The sequence below is a fragment of the Vibrio sp. 10N.222.54.E6 genome, from assembly GCF_041473955.1.
Taxonomy (GTDB): Bacteria; Pseudomonadota; Gammaproteobacteria; order Enterobacterales; family Vibrionaceae; genus Vibrio; species Vibrio tasmaniensis_A.
The window spans coordinates 1-1411 of the sequence record NZ_JBFRTD010000078.1 but is presented as its reverse complement, the minus strand read 5'-3'; the positions used below and the strand labels follow the sequence as shown (position 1 = coordinate 1411).

Here is a 1411-nt window from a genome sequence, read left to right as displayed (position 1 = left end):
GCGATAGCAATCTTATCAAATAGTTAGCTGTTTTTCGTTTCTTTCGTCGTCACATCTACTCTGATTTCGCTAATGCCATTATTCATATTATCGATGCCTTTTCAGCTAGGTGGGTCGGCTCATTCCGAAACATGCCATGTATTGGTCTTACTTTTTTATCGCTAAAGGTGACTGTGTCGTCGGTGAGGTACTAGCGTCATGTACTCGTTGATTGAGTGTTCTGGCCCAATAATGTGCACCACCACACGCTTCAACGCCTATACGCATGAGTGGCATATTTGCTATTGTAGTCAGTAGTTTAGAGCGAGTTACCGACTTATGAAGTATGACCTTACCATTTTGGTCTACGGCATGAAGACTGAAGTGGTTTTTAGCTAGGTCGATACCGCAGAAATAAGAATAATCAGACATGGTGCCTCCGATGCATTTAAGTACCACATAAGTGTGGCAGATCCTCGGTAGGGGGAATCCATGTCATTCGTTAGGGCTCAGTATTAGTTTGGTCGAAAATAATATGATTAATGATAAGTATAGGTGTAATCAGAATTGGTCGGAATGGCCTCGTTGTGTCACCAACATAAATGACATTGAGTTAGATTGGCGTTGGGTTTCATTTTACCGTGAAGGGAAATCACACAAAGGAATCAGTTCATTTTCACAACAAATTACACGTTTGTCAGCCAAGCAGGTAAACGTTGAATTCCTTAGTGAAATAGCAGAACTGCAAAACTTAGAATATTTGGAAATTGAGAGGCTATCTTCAGACACGCTACTTCCATTGATTAATTTGAATAAGTTGGAAACGCTTAAAATATCAGGAGTCAGCAAGGCTGAAAATTTTGAGGTTTTAGCAAGCCTACCTAATTTGCGCTATCTATTCATTGAGGGTGCGAAAAAACTAAACAATTTAGAATGCCTATCAGGTTTTACAGAGCTTATAAGTTTAGGTGTTGAAGGTACGATGTATACAAATCAAAAGGTCTTATCTTTGCAGCCAATCAGTACATTGCCAAATTTAGAAGCATTGTTTTTAACGTCAGTGAGCCTAACGGATAAATCAATACTGTGCTTAGCCGATTTACCTAAAATACGTGTATTGTCTTGCGCTAGGTTTACAACGAAAGAGCATTTCTCTTCTTTAAAGAGCAAAAAGCCAAACCTTAAATGTCGTTGGTTTGAGGCTTACGAAATTTAGCCCTAACGAATAAGGATTAAGGTGTTGCGTAGCCAACACTAAATCCCAAGTGTTGAACAAGCCCGAAGCCACTTTATTAAGTAAATTGTACGATTGAACTTGAAGGGCACATCGCTTTGAGGCTTTTCTCAAGGCGAGCGAGGTCAAGATAAGGTTGCGATAGCAATCTTATCAACCAGTTAGCTGTTTTTCGTTTCTTTCGTCGTCACATCTCCT

The 1411-nt window shown here is 39.8% G+C and carries 1 protein-coding gene and 1 pseudogene; one reads left to right on the top strand and one right to left on the bottom strand.

Translation table 11 applies throughout. The features are described 5' to 3' along the window. Positions 1 to 192: 192 nt before the first annotated feature. Positions 193 to 411, bottom strand: a pseudogene (locus AB4513_RS24470) (IS110 family transposase); the annotation flags it as partial. A 103-nt stretch (positions 412 to 514) separates the two neighbouring features. On the opposite strand from AB4513_RS24470, the gene AB4513_RS24465 reads away from it, so the two are divergent. Next, a complete protein-coding gene (locus AB4513_RS24465; RefSeq protein ID WP_102257394.1) occupies positions 515 to 1195 on the top strand; it encodes a hypothetical protein in 681 nt (226 codons plus the stop codon). Positions 1196 to 1411 lie beyond the last annotated feature (216 nt).